The following is a 16832-nucleotide window of genomic DNA, read 5'->3' as shown; positions in this document are numbered from 1 at the left end:
TTACACTCCTGGAATAGCTCCTACGCCTGGTTCGCCAGAAATTACAATTGGGTCTGCAACACTAAGCGTCCAAACTGCTGCTGAAGTCTCGTCCTTAGCACGGCCATATGCAAATTGTTTAGCTGTAAATAAGTCTAAATCTTCAAGAGCGTATGTCTCTGTATACTTGTGTAACTCAATTCCGCCTGCAACATATGCATCATATCGTCCCTTAACAAAAGTTGTAACTTCCTTAGCCTTTTGATGTACTGACTCAATTAAGGTAACGTTGTAAGGTAGAGCAGTAACGAACGTTCCGTTAGCATTAAGTGATGTATATTGTTTTTTAACATCCCATGCATCTGCTGGATTAACCACGATAACAATGTTTCCATCAACTTCAACAGCTGTCTTTCCATCTTCTTTTACAGAGTGGTATTTGTGTACCATCGTCAATTCTTTTACTGTTGTAGATTGGTCTTTAAATGTTAAAACTCCTGTCGGTTTTTTTGCATCATACGTCGCTTTTTCGCCAACAACTTTACCTTTTAGAGTACGAGATAACCCGATTGGTTTACCATTGCCATCTCCATTTAAAAAAGCTTCTTCTAATGCAACTGCGAACGCTTCATCAATTTGTGTCATAATGAAACGAAGTAACCAGCCTGGTCCGAACTTAACGGCGTCTTTAGGAATAACTACGTAAGCTGTGAGCTTGTGTTGGATAGCCTTAGTTGAGCTAAATGAAGCTTGAAGTTGCCCTTTGATTTCCCCGTACAAGTCACCCCACTCGGCCTTACCTTTAGAATCAGAATCAATGAACTTCATGCGAAGGCCCATATTTTTAAGACCAATAGCTCCAATAAGCGGATGTTTTGTTGTTAAATCTTCAAAAATACGATCAACTGTTTCTTCTGGGATTAACTCAGTTAGCCCAGCTGGCGCTGTTTTTACGATCTCATTAAAAAATTTACGTTCACGAGCTGTCATTTTTGCGTCGTCTGGAGTCAATGCGATTGCAGATTCTACTTCTGCTTGCGCAACTTTTTTAGATTCTTCAAACATTGCTTCTAGCATGTTGTTGTAGAGAGCGCTCTGTTCCTCTTGTGGCGCTTGGTTAGATACTGCATCTACAAATTTTTGTCGAATTTCGTTGAATTCATTCGATAATTTCATTGTCATATTTTAAATTTCTCCTTTTAATTAAAAACAAAAAGCCCCAAAACCTGTTGGTGCTTCTTTTCTGTCTTTAGTTCCTTTTTGCTCGGTGTTTTCCATTTTGGAAATAACCATATCTACGATTTCATCAATATTAACTTCTGGTTTTTTTGTGTTAATCGCATTAGCTAATTTTGAAATGACATCACTAGGAATGATATTTTCAATCCCAGCCACCAATTGCGGCGCTTGTTTGATTTCTTCAGCAAACATTTCCTTGTCTGCAAAGCCTTTTTCAATAGCTTGCTGTGCATTAAACCAAGTTTCTGTGCTCATCAAATCTAGCAATTCATTCATTTCTAAGTCAGTCTTATTGACATAAGCATTAGCAATAGATATATTGTAGTTTTCTAAAACTCCTGCCTCATGCAGCATTTGTTTATGATCTCCACTAACTGTAGTAGATACATTGTGAATCATCAATTGTGCTGTAGGACTAATCTCAACAACATCACCAGCCATTGCGATTACTGAAGCCGCCGAAGCAGCAATACCAACAATCTTAACCGTTACGTTTCCTTGATATGATTTCAATGCGGTATAAATTTCGCTCCCTGCATATACGTCGCCACCACCAGAGTTAATAAGTACTTCAATATCACTATTATCTTGTGGCAAGATAACATCTTTTGGTGCAGTTGCTGGCATATCTAACCAGTCGTAAAACCAACGGTCGCTATCTGAAACAATAGGTCCTTTAATCTGTATTTGTGTCATCTGTATTATCACCTCCTTTCCCATCTTCAACATAGTTTTTAGTTAAGATAATAGCATCCCCACCATCTATCGGTGCAAAGTCGAGTTTTTCACGTACTTCATTGCGGGTAAACGTGCCACTTGAAACTAACTTATCAATATTAACTGCAATGTCAAAAATATCATGTTGTGACAGTCCTACAATCTTTAGTCTCTTACCTTTTTGATAGTCACTTTTACTGATGATTTTCGCATTTAACTCATCTTGTATCTTTTTGCTAAGCGGACTCATGCAATAAAGCACTAAAGCTTTTTGAGAACTATCTAAAGTAGCCATGTCTCCATGCAGTACAGTTGGTGGAATACCTAAAATATCAGCGATTTCATCGTCGAATTGTCGTCTTATCTTTTGTAAATCATCGACAGATAAATTTGTTGTACCTGTGGTGTTCGTCAACTCTTCATATGTGATATGATCATTAGCTGGAACTATAGCGACAGACCTCTCAGAAAAGGCTTTAAACAACTTATCAGCATAATTCTTCATCAAAGACATCTGGTTATCTGTAAATTGAGAAGAGCCTTTTGCATGCATCATCCCTCTTATCTGGTTGTTTCTTAAAACAGTTTCTACCATGCGCTGATGTAATTTTTCGTACTCTAAAAACAAACCGTCAATATAACTTGATAGCCTGTTATTGTTGTATTGCAAGAAGATAACTTCGCTCATTTTAAACGTTCGCTTGAATATAAAGTCTTTAACAGTCACACTATCAAATGTATCTTCATATACAGCGTATTCTTTGCGACTGTAGTCATCAGCGACAAGTAACTGATCGTCATCTGTTTTGATAACTAACACTTCATTTTGAGTAACTAACCTATAAATAAATTTTTGCCAAAAATATGATGCTGACTCATTGTTATTTGGTCGTACATTGAGCAAATAATTCCAAGATGGACTCTCGATATTAACTAATCGCATTTCAGAATCAGCAAATATCCTAGCTAGAAATTCTGCGGACTTATCAATAGCTAGATTTTTTAAGTAAAGATTTTGATAATCATTGAAGATGTCATCTAAATCATACCCATTTTCAGGTATAGTTCCTGTTTTAAAAATACTGCCAAAAAAATCAAGTATTTTCATTGATTACCTCCTTTCTTTAGATTCCATGATAACCCTCTCGGTTGGGAAACTTAATAAGATTTTATTTTCTAAAAATCCCAATCTGCAATTGATTCCAAAAAATCTCCTGCATTTCCTTCTTGTATACTCTCTTTTTTATATAGCGCTGCTATAAACGCATGAAAACCATCTGTTTTTCTTCTTACGGGTTCTTTCTTCAAAAATCTCTTGTTTCCAGAACCATCTTCTTTTACGTAAGTATTGTCCGTATACCATAACATCATGTGGTCACCATCTAAGAAAATAAAACGCTCATTAGCAAAACCATCTTCAATGATAGGTGCAACTTTGCTTTGAATCGCTCCTGGATTTCGTAAAAACTCATATTCAAAGCCAGCTTCCTCTAGTAGTGGTTTAAGCAAATCCATCCTAAACCCATCTGCACAAACTATTTCAATATTATAATCCTTCCTCCATTCAATTAACTTATCGACAAGCAAGCGAGGATCAATACTGTCTCCGTCAACAAGAGTTAGCAATCCTTTGTCTTGCCACTCTTCGATGGGAGCTTTAAGTTTAAACGCTTTGAAAAACTCTCGTCTAACAAATGAATGTTGCTTCCAAATTAGCTCATCATTATCCTTAAATAACAAACCTACAGAAGCAAAGTCTCTTATAGATGCATAATCAAACCCAGCTACGCAAGAGCGCCCTCTGAGGCTAATCTGGGGCTCCCTGAGACATGCTAATAGTTTCTCACGGCTAGTGACGTCTTTTTCTAAATCAGCTTCCGGCAAATTCATTCGCTTTGTCATAAACTCTTGCCTACCACTAGGTTCAAGTTCCAAATCATCATAATCACTTTTAGTAACTGTTAGTAGCCTTTTTGCGTATGGTGTGTCTTCGTCGAGCATTGGATTAGCCTTTGACCAATTACGCATATCGTCAACTTCGCTAGCGTTATCAAGCTTGCAGATAAAAGGAAACATTCTGAAATCTTCAACCTCTCCTCGTAGTATCTGCATAGCTTTCTCAATCGTTTTATCGTAAAAACCCTCACGTACATAACCATTTGTGCCATTAAAGAAGGTTCTTACATGTGCTATTTTACCCAAACCAGATTTTTGGACTTTTACGATTTTATCATCTTCAAATTGGTGGATTTCATCGAATTCTAAACAACCATCACGAGCAGAGTCCATCGTTTTGGGGTTGTTTGTGCGAAAAGAAAAGACAGAATTGTTTTTCCGTCCCACAATTGCCATTTTAGTCAAATAGTAGTGGTTTTCTAGCCCTTTTGATTGGATAGTCTCATAAACTTCTTCAAAAGATACCTTCCCTTGTCTTTCCGAGTTAGCTGTAATGGTTACATCATAGTTTTTGATAGGGTACAACGGACTTGTAAAAAATGCATCTCTAGTGGACATAAAACCATTTTTACCACCTCCACGAGCCAATGTTAAAAGGTATTCATTAAATTGTGGCTCGCCATCATCTTTTCGAAACAAAAAAATAAAAGGAGTTATAAATTTTTGATATCCAGCTAATGGGAAAAAATTCTTTTCAGCGAATCTCACATACTTATCTATCAAGCTGTCATCAAAATACAGGTCATCTCTGACAAGTATTTTTTCTCTGATAACATTAACGAGCATTTTACGCTCTTTATTGTAAACAATTTCATCATTGTCTATCTTACGAGCATACTCTTCAAACAGTGGATGTGTAATCACAACAAATCACCACCGTTCGTAAAATCATCTTTATTGACTGTTTTTCCTTCTGGCAGCATATCGATCAATTGTTTTATAACTCTGTGATACGTTGCATCTCGTGAGTTATATAATTTTGCTACAGGACGCTCTCTTTCATAAGGTGTCTGAGTTTCTGATTGAGAAAACAGTTCATAATCGCCGTTCTCTGAGATATCAATCCACATGTCGTTAAGTAGTATCCGGAGACGTGCAGCTTGAGTGAACAATCCTTCTGCGATTTTCTTTTTATCTTCAGGAATGTCTTTAAATAGCTGTTTCAAGCGATATTTTTCACTATAAACTAATTTGTTACGACGTTTTAATTCATCCAAAAATTCACATCTCCTTTCTAGGTTTTCTCTGGGGTGGGGGGTCGTGCGATAAAAAAAGCAAATATTTGGACAGTTGACCCTTCCCACCGGTTTCATCATTTGGATTTTACCTCGTTTTATTTTGATGGGGGGTACTTATCCAAACCATTCATCAGAACGGTAATTTGTTTCTTTATCGACCTTCTTCTTTTTATAATTAAAGCGCTTGTGTCGTCTATTGTGACAGTCCTTGCAAAGCGTTCTAAGGTTAGCTAAGTCCGTTGCAAGTTCGGGATAAAATTCAAGTTCTTTGATGTGGTCTACTTCTAAGTTATCTGTCGTCACTTTTCCGTTTTGTCTACACCATTGGCACTCATTGTTGTCTCTTGCTATAGCTTCAAGCCTTAGCTTTTTCCATGTTGTTGAATTGTAGAATAGATGTCTACTGGCTTTGGAAGTTGTGTCTATTTTCATGGTTCAAACAACGGATATTGACTTTGTTTCATGTTATATCCTCCTAAAAATAAGTATTTTATGCGTATTTTACTTGACAAACATTGCTTTTATGTGTATAATATAAGTATAGAAAGTGAGGTAAGCAATATGCCAATGACCCCTAAGCAAATGATTAAATTGCTTAAAAAGAACGGGTTTTACGAAATTAGCCAGAACGGTAGTCATAAAAAACTTCGTGATGACTTAGGACACCAAACAATCGTTCCAATGCACAATAAAGACCTTGGTAAGGGTCTTGAAGATGCCATCTTAAAACAAGCGGGTTTGAAATAATCCGCTTAACAAGATGACTTGCTTATCTCACAATAATCAAAGGAGAATCATTATGTTAGTTTATCCAGCTATATTTACACAAGACTCAGATTATATCATGGTTACATTTCCAGATGTCCCTGAAGCAATCACTCAAGGTGAAGACTTTCAAGAAGCTTACGAAATGGCTGTTGAAGTCTTAGGTTTTGCCCTTGAGGATTATACTGACTATCCAAAGGCAAGCTCCGTTTCTGATTTAAAAGAACAGTATCCTGATTCTGATATTGCTTTAATTGGCATTGATATGATCGCCTACATGAAAAAATATCGCTCTAGGAAGGTACGCAAAAACGTGACTATTCCTGAGTGGTTGAACAACGCAGCCGAAGATAAAAACCTCAACTTTTCTCAAGTCCTTACTGAAGCACTTGAATTAAAATTACAAGCATAAGAGCCACCGTTGTGGTTCTTTTTGCATAATAAAAAGCCACCACAATGTGATGACTACTTAACCATAAACAACTTCTCGTATCTTTTTCCTGCGTTACCGCTTTGAAATGTTGATCTGGCAGTTTTAAATTCATACGCAACTTCAAAACGTGGGTCTGAAATCTCATAACTCGAAATCAAAACAGTGTTACGTTTTGACATTTGATAAGCCCAATCGTAAAAAGATTGGCTATCGAACGTATCACCTTTGTAATTTTGATACGTATTTTCGTAGGGTGGGTCAAGATAAAAAATAGCACACTCGATATCTGAGAAAGCTTTGTAACTTAGATTCGTTACTTCTAACTGTTGTAGCTGTTGTAACTGCTCTAACTGTTGTAACTGTTGTAGCTGTTGTAACTGCTCTAACTGTTGTAACCGTTGTGGCTGTTGTAAAACTTTGTTTTTATCCAGTTTTCCTTCGTCGTATGGTCTTTTAGCATTTTTATATGTATCTGTTTGTCTATAACCACTAAACAAATCATGCTTATTGATAATCTTAATCGCTAGATTATACTTCATATCAGACCATTCTGTGCCGTATAAATATCCTCTTGAGTTGTTCCCGAAGCTATTTACAAGCAACTTAATATTATCATCAACTGTCTTGTCCGCTTTATTTTTGATTTTATAAAATTCTTCACGATTGACAATTAGCGTTTTGATCCACTCTCTGTCTTGACTGATAACTTCTTGAAGCATATCTGTTATTTCTTTATCCAAGTCATTGTAGTGAACTTCTAAACCATTTAGCATACATTCCGCAGTAATTGCACCGCCTCCCCCGAAAACGTCGTATATTGGTTTATCTATGCCGAAATTTTGTTTGATAATTTCAACAATCTTCTTACTGATTTTCTTTTTACTACCTGGGTAAGGAAGCCCAATCGGTTTTCCTTTTCGTATTTTCTTTTCATCTAATTTAAGCATTCTTCCTCCATAATAAAAAGCCACCACTAAGTGATGACTCTTTGTAAACCCAGCAAATGAGCTAAGCTAAGGTCTAACCTTATTTCATAGGAACAGTCGGAATCGAACCGACACATATAATCAGACCGTCGACAATCCAATTATCAAGGCGCTACCTCTACCGTTTTCCAATCACGGTTCATGTTCCTAAAGGTGTCTTATGGGATTCGAACCCGCACGTCCCACATACATAAAATAGCAAGTTTGATAGTAGTTAAAGTTGACGACTAAATAAATAGCCTATTGGTAAATGATTATCTCTTCTTGCTATTTTGATAATACTATATTAACACATATTTTTATGTATAAACTATTGTATTACTGTATAAAAACTAGTCAAAAACTCCTTGCTCTACAATCAAAGAACCCTCCCTATAAAGCTCTGCAAAAGCTAATAATGCAGCATCTAGCGTGTCATAATAAAAACTCTCTGACATACATAATTCTGTATAAATAACCTTATCTGCGCTCTTGTAAGGAGATAAGTATTTTTCATACAAAATCCTGCGCTTTTCTGGATCCAGTATCATACTAACTGATTGCTCAATTGCTTCTAATTCTTGTTCAGCTGACACACGGTTGAGTGTTAAGCGTTCAACTGGCTTACTAGGAGTTCCATGTGATTGTCTAGGCTCAAAGGAATAAGTGGCTGTCACTTTTTGAGTATCTACATCATTAGCGATCCTACGCCAGCGTGGATACTCTCTTAGTTTTCGCTTAGCGTTTGATTTAGTCTTTTGTATATTAATTTCTGGAAAAAACGTCATGAAAGCTCCTCGTATGATATAATAGTTGTACGAATATATACCGAATGGCGCTTTCACGAGCGCTTTTTTATTGTTCTCCTTTCCTTTTTCTGCTGACTGTTTTTTTGTGTTGTTAAATTGTCGAGTATTAAATTTTTAGTTTTGCGTCAGCACTTTATTTGCAGCTTTGCGCTTGTATAATCATCTGTGAGCGATAACAGACTTTAGATTTTTACGAAAAAAATGTCGGAGGATATTTCCCTTTCTAAAAATTTCGCTCTATAACTACGTAACGATTATTCCACGCTACGCAGCTGAATACTTACAGAAAGCTTCCAGGGTAAGTTTAACGAGTATTCCAGCTCGTAGACCCACAGAGCCATTGCAGGCTCTTAGGCGCTTGCGTGGGACTTTAATTTGCTTCTGTGTTTAATAGTTTAAAATGCCAAGTTTCATATTCACCATGATAAACGAAGCCTACATAGCCTTCATCAACGATTTTATCGCATACAACATATGCTAAATCAGTATTTTTTAAATAATCTTTTTCACCATATTTAACAATAGCAATATCATGTTTTTCACCATTTCTAAAATAATAGCCAGAGGACAAATTATATTTGTCATTGTTAAAGTCATTTGCATATTTTTTTGATATAAAAATTGTTTTTTCTTTCATTCCGTCACCTCAAGATATTACATAAACAAAGTCACTATCCAAAGCAATAACAATACGACTAGCGGAGAAATAAACACTCTTGCAATCACTGTAGCAAAATCTTCATCTGTATTTTTTTTAGAAGCAAAAGGACTAATTAACACATTGATTACTACAGCTTGCGGTAAATTGATAGATGGTACGCCATCAATTGTTGATAAAATGTTATTCCAACCGTATTTAATAACAAATCCAGATAATACTAAGCCGAACGGCAATAGAACTAAAGCTATAATAAAGTTCTTTTTAGCATCATTTTTATTTTTATCATAATTCATAATTTTTATTTAACTCTCTTTCATTCATTCCGTCACCTCTTCTCTAAACTGCCATGCCCAGTCGAAGTCTTTGCGGATTTCTTGTTCTGTGAGAACACGAATATTGCTATACCCTTCTAATTCATTTTCATAAACAGAAATAAGTTTCAATTCATTAATTACTTTTACTAAAATTAATTTTAAATCACTATTCGGATTAGGTATCTCAACTGTATAAAGCTTCTCTTTTTCAATTGTGATATTTGGATAAGCTAGCCAAGCTTCATAAAACTCACGTTCATTGTGAGTTAGCCACTCTCTAACTTCATCAGATTGTCGACTCATGTGTTGATGTAAATAATCTACATCATCATCAAAGCTTTTAATCACATCAAATATCATTTGTGGCACTTCTGGTTGAGGTTGATCGAGTTGGTCGAGTAATACTTTTACAATATGTGTTTTCACTACTGGAATGTCGCCGACACCACCTTTACCAATAGACTGTTTGTCTATCAATTTCTTCGCTTCTTCAATATTCATTTGCTACCTCGCTTAACTTCTTCAACAATTTCAATTGCTACACCTATTGCAGCCATATAACCAGCGTAGCTTTCTTGTCCGTAGTTATCCAGATCATTGTCAAATTCTTTATTAAGTCTTTTTAAAATTTCGTCAATCATACCCTATCCCCCATTTCCCGTTAGTTCTGCAATCCGCTTTGTCTGTCTCTGATTTTGCTCGCTAGCACGTTTAAGCTGCTTTTGTGTCCTGCTTAATTGTGACTGTAAGTCTGCTATTTGTGGCTTGTAGTGTAATTCAGAACAGTCGCAACCAATCCGAAGACCAATTAAGATTGCCACAAATATAGTTAGCCATGTGTTTAACGATTCATGTTCATTCATTCTTCCACGCTTTCTAGTAATTCTGGATTTTCGTAGATGTTTCCGATAACTTCAACTATTGAATTTTCTATAATTTCTCCGATAGGAACATCATATGTATACTCATCAACAACTACGTCATACATAAACAATCCGTCTTTAAAATACACTTTATTAACAGTTTCATTATTTAGAAGAAAATCAATATGTCTAACAACATCACCCTCAAAAATCTCAGTTTCCTCTTTGTCTTTAAGCCCTGTTGATTGCATGAGTATATAGTTGTCAAGATTATCCTCTACAAAATGGAATGTCTCTAAGCGACCAGAGCGAAACTCATCATCTGCTAAGCTGCATCTGTATATTTTGCGTTCACTTGATTTAAAGCCATCAATGCTATACATTTTTTTAGTTTTTTGTTAAATGCCCTAAAATTCGGTATCATCAGAATTCCTCCTGTTCAATCAATCGTCTAATGACTTCTATACAAACTTCTGCGTTATCTTCGTCATAATTATCATCGTATTCATTGATAGCAAGTCTAATGTCTCTTACTAAATTTTTATTAATCAACATCGGTTATCCCCCATGCTCTAAATTTCAGTATCGTTCCTCTTCCTCCATCCAGACAGACAACATCATGCAATAATTCGCCATGTCGTTTAAGGTGTCTATTAGGCTCTCTGAGACGTTTTGTTTATTCTGGGTAAGATTATATAGCCTGTTGTATTTATCGCTTATACGGACGATACCAGCCACATATCCGAAGTCGTTTAGAGACTTCTCGAAAGAATTTCCGTAATCTGCGTTTTTGGCTAAAAACATTTGATAATTTTCGTTGTATGCAGCTTGCATACTCTCTGCGTTTATTTTATCTGCCATACTATACCTCCTCAGAAAGTCATTGCTGCGTACATCAATCGCTTAACTTTCTTGTAATGGTCTAACTTTGTATCTCTGTGCTTTTTGTTTAACTTTATAAAAATATCAGTTTCGTGACTATTTGGATTGTGATACTCACGATAAGATTTGAGATACATCTGTACATAAGTGTCTTCGTCAAAATAATCTTTAAATGCTTCGATAACGTACGGTCTTGGCAATGTTTTTCGACGTCTGTTATTTGTAACGCTACATCTTATTCGCTCAGCTTTTTTGCAATCTACATCTAGCTTTTTAATTTGCCTTACAATCCCATCGTCAAAAATTTTGTAAAATTTATTTATTAATTCATCTGTCAATCTCTTCAATCCTCACTTTTATTCTTGGATTCTGACTGTATTTCTTCTTTGCTCTTAAATCGCATACGATATTGTCATCCGACCAAACGATGCCTGATTTCTGTATTCTGTCGTAACCTGCATCGGAAATACTATCAAAAATAGCTTTAACTAAGTTATCAATATCAGGCTTCTTAGCGTGCCATATAAGCTCACGCACGAAGTTCTGATATATTTGTATTGTTTTATCTTTAGAACGCTGTGTAGGCTCTTTTGATAGCGTTTTGGGAGCTTTCATGTAAAAGGTTACCTCTACCTTTATGCAACCATCGAAAAACGGTCCATCATAATTTTTTTCTATCCAGCCAGAAACCTCTTTTCGCCATTTCTTCATCTTTGGGTCTTCATACGTTCCCCACTTGCTAAATTTTGGTCTAGTTTGAGGTTTTGGTTCGATTGGTATTTCAAATTCTGTTTTAAAAGTCATATTCCTCTTCAATCCCTACCAACAATGCAATTCGTTTTGAGCTAGCTAACGCTTGATATGATTTAGTCATGTATTGCTCTATTGTTTGCTTTTTAATTCCGAGTCTTTCCATCAGCTCTTCTTTTGTGCCAACGTCGACAAACTTGTCGTCATCATATATTGCATATATCCTTTGTTTCTTAATCATTTTTCAAAAATCCACACTCGCCCTATTAAATGTGTGTGAGCTGTGGCAAGGACGAGTGTAGCAATTCTCTATATTATCGATTTTATCGATAAGTAGGCTATTTTCCTTTCTTGCCCGGAAAACATTATTACTGCAAAGGCCGAGCTTCACTCTGCAATAAGTTGTTAAAAAATCATTACTCTTTGTGTTAATTGATTAGCTCTGCAATATTCACATTTCCCGCAAGGTTTTGGGGGTTCTATCCCTTTTTTGACTGCATCTAAATGTTTGATGTTTTGTGCTAGGTTATCTAACTCATTTTGCATAGCATCTAAATTTTCGATTGCTATTGCTCTAGTATCTGGAGGTGTTTCTTTAGTCACTGCGTAAATGATTGGCTTAAATGGCTTCTTGTATTTAGCTTCTAGCATGATTTTATAAGCAGCCATCTGTAAGATGTAACCGTAAGCCTCAAACCAGTAAACGCGCTCTTGGCCATTCCAAACCTTGTCGTCAACAGGGCCTTTTGTGGTTTTGATGTCCACAAAGTAGCCACAATCAACATTTAGACAGTCAATTTTACCTTTGAATTCCACGCCACCAAGTAAACCTGTGATGGCCACCTCTTTTTTGCCTTGATAATATTTCATGAATTGATAATCATTTTTAAGTGCTTCAATCATCTGTTCTGCGACTAAATAGTCTTTTTTGAGCTGACCTTTGGTTGTTCCTCTGGTCGAAATCATTTCAGAGCCGTTTTGGCCTTTGAATTCTTCATGAGCTTTTTTACTCTCAAAGTAAGAATGGACATAGTTCCCGACGAGCAGCGCAGTGTTATCTCTAGTATCTGTCCAATCCCCTTGCAATTCAGCAAGCGCCCTTGCTTCGCATTCTCTAAAACGCTTGTACTGACTAATAGACCAGTACTTAATTGATGATTCGTTGCTATAATAGTCCTTTCCAAGTAAGTCTAACTCCGTCATGGCATTAAGTCTCCAAGATTATCAAAGAGATTACCTTCGCTAGCTTTAATTTCACCAGTTTCTTGGTCAAAATCCGGAATTTCATCTGCCGGATAAGAGGTGTCTTCTAAAACCGTCTTATTTTCGTCTGTGAGCGTTTTTTCTGGTTCTGAATGTAAATCTTCAGTCACGTCTTTTAAATCGCTAGAAGTGCCCTTAATTTCGCTCTGATGACCTATTAAGTCATCTAAGCTGTTTTTTTCTTGCGGTGTGACATCTTTGACTTGTCTGTCGTTGTCATATTCGTTTTCTGTGGTACGGTTTACCGCATCTACAAACAAATCGTTGTCATCGCTCGTGTTGAAGAATTGCTTAGCTGCTCGATTAATAACTGTCCGTTTAGCCATTTCCTGAGGGAAATCATTTTGTACATTCTTTGTTTTTGCTTTCGACCATGCCTTATCAATTTCTTTTTTGTCATAACGGTTAAGATTTTTTCTCCATCTGATTTTTCGATAATGCAATACGCTCCAACAATCTCATTGTCTTGATTTGTCCAATCTGTATCGTGACTGACAAACACCTTGCGCCCATTTTCGTTTTTGATTTTAAAATCATCACCTTTATAAATCACTTCTGCATAAATGTCTTTTACTTCAGGTAGTTGCTTAACAACTTTCATAGTGCCAAAGTACGAACGCGTCAACTTGACAGTGTTCCCATAAGGCACAAAGTAACATTGATTCTTGGCCGGGCTTAGACCTTGCGTTACCATATCAAAAAGTGCATTGTAGATGCTATCCTGGTCTTTATTCAATAGACCCTCATTTTTCAAAGCGTGGTACGCTGAGCTAAGCGCATTGCTTACGCTGTATTTTGGCGCAATCATCAGTCCGTCAGAATCTTTCATTTGATTGATTCGTGTCGCAACGTTTGATGTCACTTGTCTTTGAGTTAATTCATTCGCCATCTATTTCCTCTTTCTATGTTTTAATTGCCAGTTTTCAGCTTTTAAGCGTTTCAACTGTTTTTTAAGCTCTATATTTTCTTCCGCTTCTTTAAGATAATCAGACATCAAGTCGCTGTATCTGCTTTGCCAATAACGACTAGACTCGTATAACTCTTCGCTCATAGTCAGTCTTCCAAAATGTGAGATTTAAAAGTCCAACTGCTATCAAGTCTCCGATTGACAATTAATTCAGGTTTAACATCAAATTCCATTTCAATGTATTCCATTAAGTCTTCGTCTGTGTAATCTGTAAATTCTTGATATGTCCGCTTTAGCGTAGGTTCTTCGCTGCCTCGTAAGCAGTCAATTGTAAAGATAAAAGCATCCCTAAAATTACCGTCAAACGTTACAAGTTCGCCATTAATCCTAATTTCTACCATGATAGCTACCTACAAATTTCTCTAGTCTATCTTTGATAAAGTCAAACATTTCTCGCAACTCATTGTTTTCTTTTCTTAGGTTGTTATTATTAACCATAATATCTGCCATAGAAATATCTCTTTCGAAGCATTCATCTTTTAAATATTTAACATCTTCAGACAAATCAATGTTTTTAGACTTTAAGATTTCATTTTCGATTTTTAAGTCTTTAATCCTATTTTCTAATTCAGCTACTAATTTCAAATCTGGTCTATTTTCCAAAGTCAATCCTCCCTCTGCGCAGTCTTAACTGCCTGTATTCTTCAATTTTTTTATTTCGACTAGTTTCATCTAGAGCCATGATTCTTGCTGCATGCTCTTCTGATAGGCCGAAAAATGTTGTTAATGTTAGTTCCATCAGAACCTCTTACTTTCTGCATTATCTGGATATTTAAAAATATTGTTTTTTGCACCTTTGATTATGCGATCGACAAAAGCAGCATCGTAGATTTTCATAAGCTCAGCTCTACTAAAATTTGTATTAATGATAGTATTTGTCCGATTATCCAAAATATTAAATAAAAACGTATATGTCCAACCGCTAGCAGATTTAATGGTGTTACCTGTGGTTGACTCCTTGCCTAAGTCATCAAGTATCAGATAATCACAATTGATGAGAAGCTTTGACATTCTTTCTTGCGAATATTTGCTATTTTTTTTATCGTCATAATCGAATGTATCTTTGACTAGTCCGGACAACAAAGGTACCGAAACAAATATCACACTCTTTGATTGATTGTAAGATTTAAACATCTCGTTAATATTTTTAGCAATACTCATAGACAAGTGGCTCTTGCCAACCCCTGGAGGTCCTTGTAAGAGGGAGTTACCTTCCATTCCTTTAACATAATCTCTGGTGATTCGTTTGGCATAGTTTAGCGCTTTTGTATCTACAGCACTATGTTCCTTGTAGTTTTTCAACGTAGCACTAGCAATTTCCTTTGATAAAACGCTCTCTTTATAAAACACTTTATAACCCTTAGCTAGCAACGACTGGTTGTTGTACGCAATGTCAACCGCATTACTTTTCGTTTGGATATACTCTGTTGTACATTGCCAACAAAATTCTGTTTCTCTATTGCCATGATTTGGCATTTTCCTAGCATAAATTGGCATCTCGTGCTTTTCGCATGTTTTTCCAGTATCTCTAATAACACCATTCTCGAGCATGCTCTCTCTTGTCATTAACCCAAAAGCCATAGATACCTCCTAAAATCCATATTTCGGATCTGGTTTCTTAAGCTCATCTAACTCAGCTTGCGAAAATCGTTGGCCTTGTTGCTTCTGGTAATAATCACTTTTAGCAACTTCTGGCTGATTGAGATAGCTCTCAAACTTGCTAGCATTAAACAAGGTTGATGGCCTGAGATATTTTTCCATGTCAGAATTTACCCACTCGCTGCATTTTTTATCTATGACAGCTTTGAAATCTTCTAAAGTATAACTATCTTTTAGTCTCGCTTTGACTAAATCTGTGTTTGTTTTTACAAACTTATAGTTAGAGTTCATTTTTTGGTTGAGATAAGCTATTGGGATACGATAATCAAAATTTTTGGGATTACCTTTTTTGACTTGTTCGACATATTTCTCTTCTAACCAGTCTGGAAAGAGATATTCAGTCGGGCTCTGCTCGACAATATATTCTTTCTCTTTATCTAACTCTCTCTCTTTCTCTTTCTTTTTCTCTTTCTCTATCTCTATCTCTATCTCTATCTCTGGTGTACATTTGTACAACATTTGTACACCGCTGTTTTTTTCTGTTCTTAATTTTCGTATCCTGTCAGCCTCAGTGCTTGATTTACCAACAAAATTTTGAATGTTAGTCATATATATAGCGCCATTATCAAGAATTTCAATTAGCTGTAAGTCTCTAAAGATTTGAATAGCCTTTTCGATAGTCCCAACCTGATGCCTTGTAATTGTTGCAAGCATTTGTGCGTTGTAAGGAATAAGGTTATTAAACATTAATAAGCCATCATTTTTTAAACTTCTTAAATATAGCTTGAGCAAAATATTGCTATAAATATAGCCATCAGGCATGCTTTCCAATATAATTGCTTCATCGCTTTCAAAAAAATTTTCTTTTAATTTAAGATAGTAATACTTTCTGTTATCTGCCATTCAATACTCCTTAAAAAGGTCTATCCTTGCCCCAGACTTTCCCACACGATCCTGGAGTGGGTAACTCTATAAAATCCGTGCGTTTTGGTCTCTCAACCTTACGTACAACTTGATAATCATCTAAGATTGTGTCAACTGTTTTTGTAATTGTTTTTTGATTACTATTGCGGTTTCCGATGTACGCAATTAAAGCAATAAATAATAAGACTACTACGCCTGTAATTGGATTTTCCATATCATACTCCTTTTCTCAATCCACTTGTTCGTAGAAATCTATTGACATCCGCCAGGTCATATAGCACTTTCCCGTTGAGAGAAGAACGTTTAAAACTAAAATTGCCTTCATCTCTCCACTCACTCAATTTAGTGCGTCCCCAGCCAGTTTCTTTTTCAAGTTGTTTCATCGTCACCCACTCAATAGACTTAGAGTTTTTTGTCTGGGCTATTTTTAGCGCTTCTCTGTTTAAAGCAATTAAATCTTCAAGTAATTCTTTTCTAAAATCTGGACCAAAAATTTCAATCGCCATGC

At 36.0% G+C, this 16832-nt stretch carries 28 protein-coding genes and 2 pseudogenes; 2 read left to right on the top strand and 28 right to left on the bottom strand.

The genetic code is table 11. The features are described 5' to 3' along the window. The 6 genes from HMPREF9171_RS111270 to HMPREF9171_RS111290 all read right to left on the bottom strand — a co-directional run bounded on the left by HMPREF9171_RS111270 (nucleotide 1) and on the right by HMPREF9171_RS111290 (nucleotide 5561). Nucleotides 1-1161 (bottom strand): phage major capsid protein, encoded by a 1161-nt coding sequence (locus HMPREF9171_RS111270; protein ID WP_000178059.1) that lies wholly within the window; start codon nucleotides 1159-1161, stop codon nucleotides 1-3. A gap of 21 nt (nucleotides 1162-1182) precedes the next feature. Beyond that, nucleotides 1183-1914, bottom strand: a complete 732-nt coding sequence (locus tag HMPREF9171_RS111275; protein ID WP_000192154.1) for a head maturation protease, ClpP-related — start codon at nucleotides 1912-1914, stop codon at nucleotides 1183-1185. Next, the gene (locus HMPREF9171_RS111280; protein ID WP_000696093.1) at nucleotides 1895-3043 is read right to left on the bottom strand and encodes a phage portal protein; all 1149 of its coding nucleotides are present in this window, start codon (nucleotides 3041-3043) and stop codon (nucleotides 1895-1897) included. The genes HMPREF9171_RS111275 and HMPREF9171_RS111280 overlap by 20 nt, the downstream gene beginning before the upstream one ends. A 68-nt stretch (nucleotides 3044-3111) precedes the next feature. Beyond that, complete coding sequence (locus HMPREF9171_RS111285; protein ID WP_000628071.1) at nucleotides 3112-4755, bottom strand: terminase TerL endonuclease subunit; 1644 nt, start codon at nucleotides 4753-4755, stop codon at nucleotides 3112-3114. After that, complete coding sequence (locus HMPREF9171_RS0102355; RefSeq protein WP_000343900.1) at nucleotides 4752-5108, bottom strand: hypothetical protein; 357 nt, start codon at nucleotides 5106-5108, stop codon at nucleotides 4752-4754. Before HMPREF9171_RS0102355 ends, HMPREF9171_RS111285 begins: the two co-directional genes overlap by 4 nt. A gap of 135 nt (nucleotides 5109-5243) precedes the next feature. Continuing rightward, nucleotides 5244-5561 (bottom strand): HNH endonuclease, encoded by a 318-nt coding sequence (locus HMPREF9171_RS111290; protein ID WP_000687301.1) that lies wholly within the window; start codon nucleotides 5559-5561, stop codon nucleotides 5244-5246. Between the two features lie 129 nt (nucleotides 5562-5690). Between HMPREF9171_RS111290 and HMPREF9171_RS0102350 the strand changes: the two genes are divergently transcribed. Together HMPREF9171_RS0102350 and HMPREF9171_RS111295 are read left to right on the top strand one after the other, a co-directional pair. Then, entirely contained in the window at nucleotides 5691-5876 is a 186-nt protein-coding gene (locus HMPREF9171_RS0102350) for a type II toxin-antitoxin system HicA family toxin (protein ID WP_001132271.1), read from the top strand. Nucleotides 5877-5928: 52 nt separating this feature from the next. Then, nucleotides 5929-6306, top strand: a complete 378-nt coding sequence (locus HMPREF9171_RS111295; protein WP_000964196.1) for a type II toxin-antitoxin system HicB family antitoxin — start codon at nucleotides 5929-5931, stop codon at nucleotides 6304-6306. A gap of 53 nt (nucleotides 6307-6359) precedes the next feature. Here the strand turns inward: HMPREF9171_RS111295 and HMPREF9171_RS111300 are convergent, their stop codons facing one another. The 22 genes and pseudogenes from HMPREF9171_RS111300 to HMPREF9171_RS111380 form a co-directional block, all read right to left on the bottom strand. After that, nucleotides 6360-7274, bottom strand: a complete 915-nt coding sequence (locus tag HMPREF9171_RS111300; RefSeq protein WP_000915469.1) for a DNA adenine methylase — start codon at nucleotides 7272-7274, stop codon at nucleotides 6360-6362. A 371-nt stretch (nucleotides 7275-7645) separates the two neighbouring features. Further along, nucleotides 7646-8080, bottom strand: coding sequence for an ArpU family phage packaging/lysis transcriptional regulator (locus HMPREF9171_RS111305; protein WP_000142572.1), 435 nt, complete (start codon nucleotides 8078-8080; stop codon nucleotides 7646-7648). Between the two features lie 391 nt (nucleotides 8081-8471). Further along, a complete protein-coding gene (locus tag HMPREF9171_RS111310; protein ID WP_000660737.1) occupies nucleotides 8472-8738 on the bottom strand; it encodes a hypothetical protein in 267 nt (88 codons plus the stop codon). A gap of 17 nt (nucleotides 8739-8755) precedes the next feature. After that, nucleotides 8756-9055 (bottom strand): hypothetical protein, encoded by a 300-nt coding sequence (locus HMPREF9171_RS111315; RefSeq protein WP_001105091.1) that lies wholly within the window; start codon nucleotides 9053-9055, stop codon nucleotides 8756-8758. Between the two features lie 24 nt (nucleotides 9056-9079). After that, the gene (locus HMPREF9171_RS111320; protein ID WP_001019153.1) at nucleotides 9080-9577 is read right to left on the bottom strand and encodes a DUF1642 domain-containing protein; all 498 of its coding nucleotides are present in this window, start codon (nucleotides 9575-9577) and stop codon (nucleotides 9080-9082) included. After that, nucleotides 9574-9717 (bottom strand): hypothetical protein, encoded by a 144-nt coding sequence (locus HMPREF9171_RS1000000113920; protein WP_000564611.1) that lies wholly within the window; start codon nucleotides 9715-9717, stop codon nucleotides 9574-9576. Before HMPREF9171_RS1000000113920 ends, HMPREF9171_RS111320 begins: the two co-directional genes overlap by 4 nt. Before the next feature lie 3 nt (nucleotides 9718-9720). After that, complete coding sequence (locus HMPREF9171_RS111325; protein WP_001002033.1) at nucleotides 9721-9939, bottom strand: hypothetical protein; 219 nt, start codon at nucleotides 9937-9939, stop codon at nucleotides 9721-9723. Continuing rightward, a pseudogene (locus HMPREF9171_RS0102345) lies at nucleotides 9936-10363 on the bottom strand (YopX family phage-derived protein). The gene HMPREF9171_RS111325 and the pseudogene HMPREF9171_RS0102345 overlap by 4 nt, the downstream one beginning before the upstream one ends. A 155-nt stretch (nucleotides 10364-10518) precedes the next feature. Continuing rightward, nucleotides 10519-10800 (bottom strand): nucleotide modification associated domain-containing protein, encoded by a 282-nt coding sequence (locus tag HMPREF9171_RS111330; RefSeq protein ID WP_000763918.1) that lies wholly within the window; start codon nucleotides 10798-10800, stop codon nucleotides 10519-10521. A gap of 11 nt (nucleotides 10801-10811) precedes the next feature. Continuing rightward, a complete protein-coding gene (locus HMPREF9171_RS111335) occupies nucleotides 10812-11159 on the bottom strand; it encodes a hypothetical protein (protein WP_000129027.1) in 348 nt (115 codons plus the stop codon). Then, nucleotides 11149-11625, bottom strand: coding sequence for a RusA family crossover junction endodeoxyribonuclease (locus tag HMPREF9171_RS111340; RefSeq protein ID WP_000143299.1), 477 nt, complete (start codon nucleotides 11623-11625; stop codon nucleotides 11149-11151). The genes HMPREF9171_RS111335 and HMPREF9171_RS111340 overlap by 11 nt, the downstream gene beginning before the upstream one ends. Then, nucleotides 11615-11812, bottom strand: a complete 198-nt coding sequence (locus HMPREF9171_RS111345) for a hypothetical protein (protein ID WP_000592584.1) — start codon at nucleotides 11810-11812, stop codon at nucleotides 11615-11617. Before HMPREF9171_RS111345 ends, HMPREF9171_RS111340 begins: the two co-directional genes overlap by 11 nt. A 164-nt stretch (nucleotides 11813-11976) precedes the next feature. Next, complete coding sequence (locus HMPREF9171_RS111350) at nucleotides 11977-12774, bottom strand: LCABL_13060 family 5'-3'-exonuclease (RefSeq protein ID WP_000137368.1); 798 nt, start codon at nucleotides 12772-12774, stop codon at nucleotides 11977-11979. Further along, nucleotides 12771-13723 (bottom strand): annotated as a pseudogene (gene recT, locus HMPREF9171_RS01000000112925) (phage-derived integrase/recombinase RecT). Before recT ends, HMPREF9171_RS111350 begins: the two are co-directional and overlap by 4 nt. Next, nucleotides 13724-13885, bottom strand: a complete 162-nt coding sequence (locus tag HMPREF9171_RS1000000113255) for a hypothetical protein (RefSeq protein ID WP_001288191.1) — start codon at nucleotides 13883-13885, stop codon at nucleotides 13724-13726. Between the two features lie 2 nt (nucleotides 13886-13887). Continuing rightward, on the bottom strand, nucleotides 13888-14142 hold the full coding sequence (locus HMPREF9171_RS111355) for a hypothetical protein (RefSeq protein WP_000229413.1): 255 nt from the start codon (nucleotides 14140-14142) through the stop codon (nucleotides 13888-13890). Beyond that, a complete protein-coding gene (locus HMPREF9171_RS111360; protein ID WP_000431580.1) occupies nucleotides 14129-14404 on the bottom strand; it encodes a hypothetical protein in 276 nt (91 codons plus the stop codon). The genes HMPREF9171_RS111355 and HMPREF9171_RS111360 overlap by 14 nt, the downstream gene beginning before the upstream one ends. After that, nucleotides 14394-14540 carry a hypothetical protein gene (locus tag HMPREF9171_RS1000000113915; protein WP_000424128.1) on the bottom strand — a complete coding sequence of 49 codons (147 nt, stop codon included), beginning with the start codon at nucleotides 14538-14540 and terminating at the stop codon, nucleotides 14394-14396. Before HMPREF9171_RS1000000113915 ends, HMPREF9171_RS111360 begins: the two co-directional genes overlap by 11 nt. Further along, a complete protein-coding gene (locus HMPREF9171_RS111365; protein ID WP_000863939.1) occupies nucleotides 14540-15382 on the bottom strand; it encodes an ATP-binding protein in 843 nt (280 codons plus the stop codon). Before HMPREF9171_RS111365 ends, HMPREF9171_RS1000000113915 begins: the two co-directional genes overlap by 1 nt. A gap of 9 nt (nucleotides 15383-15391) precedes the next feature. Beyond that, nucleotides 15392-16303, bottom strand: coding sequence for a putative phage replisome organizer (locus HMPREF9171_RS111370; protein ID WP_000774836.1), 912 nt, complete (start codon nucleotides 16301-16303; stop codon nucleotides 15392-15394). Between the two features lie 10 nt (nucleotides 16304-16313). After that, nucleotides 16314-16538: a hypothetical protein gene (locus HMPREF9171_RS111375; RefSeq protein ID WP_000431163.1), complete on the bottom strand. Its 225-nt coding sequence runs from the start codon at nucleotides 16536-16538 to the stop codon at nucleotides 16314-16316. 1 nt (nucleotide 16539) lies between these two features. Then, nucleotides 16540-16830: a MerR family transcriptional regulator gene (locus tag HMPREF9171_RS111380; RefSeq protein ID WP_000963485.1), complete on the bottom strand. Its 291-nt coding sequence runs from the start codon at nucleotides 16828-16830 to the stop codon at nucleotides 16540-16542. Between the last annotated feature and the right edge of the window lie 2 nt (nucleotides 16831-16832).

This window comes from Streptococcus agalactiae ATCC 13813 (assembly GCF_000186445.1).
Lineage (GTDB): Bacteria > Bacillota > Bacilli > Lactobacillales > Streptococcaceae > Streptococcus > Streptococcus agalactiae.
Note: the sequence above shows the minus strand (reverse complement) of the source record. Positions and strands in the feature narration are given on the sequence as shown.

Coding starts and splice junctions, on each gene's coding strand:
- HMPREF9171_RS111295 (WP_000964196.1), top strand. CDS start 5,929: ATGTTAGTTTATCCAGCTATATTTACACAAGACTCAGATTATATCATG.
- HMPREF9171_RS111320 (WP_001019153.1), bottom strand. CDS start 9,577: ATGAATATTGAAGAAGCGAAGAAATTGATAGACAAACAGTCTATTGGT.
- HMPREF9171_RS111300 (WP_000915469.1), bottom strand. CDS start 7,274: ATGCTTAAATTAGATGAAAAGAAAATACGAAAAGGAAAACCGATTGGG.
- HMPREF9171_RS111275 (WP_000192154.1), bottom strand. CDS start 1,914: ATGACACAAATACAGATTAAAGGACCTATTGTTTCAGATAGCGACCGT.
- HMPREF9171_RS111355 (WP_000229413.1), bottom strand. CDS start 14,142: ATGGTAGAAATTAGGATTAATGGCGAACTTGTAACGTTTGACGGTAAT.
- HMPREF9171_RS111330 (WP_000763918.1), bottom strand. CDS start 10,800: ATGGCAGATAAAATAAACGCAGAGAGTATGCAAGCTGCATACAACGAA.
- HMPREF9171_RS111290 (WP_000687301.1), bottom strand. CDS start 5,561: ATGAAAATAGACACAACTTCCAAAGCCAGTAGACATCTATTCTACAAT.
- HMPREF9171_RS1000000113915 (WP_000424128.1), bottom strand. CDS start 14,540: ATGGAACTAACATTAACAACATTTTTCGGCCTATCAGAAGAGCATGCA.
- HMPREF9171_RS111375 (WP_000431163.1), bottom strand. CDS start 16,538: ATGGAAAATCCAATTACAGGCGTAGTAGTCTTATTATTTATTGCTTTA.
- HMPREF9171_RS111365 (WP_000863939.1), bottom strand. CDS start 15,382: ATGGCTTTTGGGTTAATGACAAGAGAGAGCATGCTCGAGAATGGTGTT.
- HMPREF9171_RS111370 (WP_000774836.1), bottom strand. CDS start 16,303: ATGGCAGATAACAGAAAGTATTACTATCTTAAATTAAAAGAAAATTTT.
- HMPREF9171_RS111270 (WP_000178059.1), bottom strand. CDS start 1,161: ATGACAATGAAATTATCGAATGAATTCAACGAAATTCGACAAAAATTT.
- HMPREF9171_RS111305 (WP_000142572.1), bottom strand. CDS start 8,080: ATGACGTTTTTTCCAGAAATTAATATACAAAAGACTAAATCAAACGCT.
- HMPREF9171_RS111310 (WP_000660737.1), bottom strand. CDS start 8,738: ATGAAAGAAAAAACAATTTTTATATCAAAAAAATATGCAAATGACTTT.
- HMPREF9171_RS111345 (WP_000592584.1), bottom strand. CDS start 11,812: ATGATTAAGAAACAAAGGATATATGCAATATATGATGACGACAAGTTT.
- HMPREF9171_RS111380 (WP_000963485.1), bottom strand. CDS start 16,830: ATGGCGATTGAAATTTTTGGTCCAGATTTTAGAAAAGAATTACTTGAA.
- HMPREF9171_RS111325 (WP_001002033.1), bottom strand. CDS start 9,939: ATGAATGAACATGAATCGTTAAACACATGGCTAACTATATTTGTGGCA.
- HMPREF9171_RS111340 (WP_000143299.1), bottom strand. CDS start 11,625: ATGACTTTTAAAACAGAATTTGAAATACCAATCGAACCAAAACCTCAA.
- HMPREF9171_RS1000000113255 (WP_001288191.1), bottom strand. CDS start 13,885: ATGAGCGAAGAGTTATACGAGTCTAGTCGTTATTGGCAAAGCAGATAC.
- HMPREF9171_RS111315 (WP_001105091.1), bottom strand. CDS start 9,055: ATGAATTATGATAAAAATAAAAATGATGCTAAAAAGAACTTTATTATA.
- HMPREF9171_RS111350 (WP_000137368.1), bottom strand. CDS start 12,774: ATGACGGAGTTAGACTTACTTGGAAAGGACTATTATAGCAACGAATCA.
- HMPREF9171_RS1000000113920 (WP_000564611.1), bottom strand. CDS start 9,717: ATGATTGACGAAATTTTAAAAAGACTTAATAAAGAATTTGACAATGAT.
- HMPREF9171_RS111280 (WP_000696093.1), bottom strand. CDS start 3,043: ATGAAAATACTTGATTTTTTTGGCAGTATTTTTAAAACAGGAACTATA.
- HMPREF9171_RS0102350 (WP_001132271.1), top strand. CDS start 5,691: ATGCCAATGACCCCTAAGCAAATGATTAAATTGCTTAAAAAGAACGGG.